Source organism: Cupriavidus sp. WS (assembly GCF_000395345.1).
In the GTDB taxonomy this organism is placed as follows: Bacteria; Pseudomonadota; Gammaproteobacteria; order Burkholderiales; family Burkholderiaceae; genus Cupriavidus; species Cupriavidus basilensis_B.
This window is the reverse complement of record NZ_AQPL01000719.1, coordinates 1-986: the sequence shown is the minus strand read 5'-3', so window position 1 is coordinate 986 and position 986 is coordinate 1. Positions and strand designations below refer to the sequence as shown.

Below are 986 nucleotides of genomic sequence, written 5' to 3'. Positions count from 1 at the left end.
ATCTGCTTGAACGCGGCGGAAGCCAGTGGGGTTACAAGCCACTGGAAGAGTCCATGCACCCGTACTACTACTCGTGCCCGCTGTCTTATCTGGATCTCGCACCGGAGCAGTCCGCCGAATGGCGTGCAGGCGTTCGCGCCCACCACGCGCGGCGGCGCACACCGACGGCTTCCACGGCACCCGCCGCAGCGCTGTTGGTCTGAGCCAGGAGGAACCGACATGGACCCGATCCTGGCTGCGCTCCCGCCCGCGTTGTTGAAGCTCGTCGAAGGGAGTCTGTCCAACGACGAAGTTTCTTCCGACGAGGAAATGCTGGCGTACTTCATCAGCGACGGCCTCACCGAGGATCAGGCGCGGCGGGCACTGACCTACCGCGACCAGTACCTCAACAACATCTACCTGGACGGCTTCACGCCGATTACCGCGGTGGACAAGGCACTTCACTTCAACCCGCACACCCGGCAGTTCGAGCCGGACTGAGCGGTTTTCTTCCACCCCTTGGGGCAGTACTTGCCCCAGCGGGCGGTGCTGTTCCCGTTCATCCGAGGACACCACCATGCCCGCAGACACTTCTTCCACCACGCTTTACCGCATCGACGAATGCCCCGACGTGATGGCCGACGCTTGCGTCGGCGATGACCAAGGCAACCTCGTCTTCCTCTCGATCTGGGCGCGGGACACCGCCGTCCAGCAGTTCCTCGCTCGCCTGACCCTCGGGCGCGACGAGCAGGGACTGGACCAGTTCCACGTCATCACCGACCAGGGCGGCAGCGTCCCGGTGTTCATCGGCAACGTCGATCGTCTGGAAAAGCGCATGACTCGCGCCTACCGACGAACGCTGTTCGGATCGCTCTCCAACGTGTGGCTGTTCGATCGCCGCTGCGTGAAGCCCGACAAGGCCAACGCCAGCGCGCTCGCACTGCTGCCACGCGGCAACGCCCACCGGCTTGACCGCATGTGGACGCTGGTGCGGGACACCTGCCCGT

General features: G+C 64.5%; 2 protein-coding genes and 1 pseudogene. All 3 read left to right on the top strand.

Annotated elements, in window-relative coordinates:
- Positions 1-203 (top strand): annotated as a pseudogene (locus tag K206_RS42470) (hypothetical protein); the annotation flags it as partial.
- Between the two features lie 16 nt (positions 204-219).
- Positions 220-480 carry a hypothetical protein gene (locus K206_RS0136825; RefSeq protein ID WP_011489294.1) on the top strand — a complete coding sequence of 87 codons (261 nt, stop codon included), beginning with the start codon at positions 220-222 and terminating at the stop codon, positions 478-480.
- A 76-nt stretch (positions 481-556) separates the two neighbouring features.
- The coding region (locus K206_RS0136820) for a hypothetical protein (RefSeq protein ID WP_020207186.1) at positions 557-986 on the top strand (430 nt) is incomplete at its 3' end.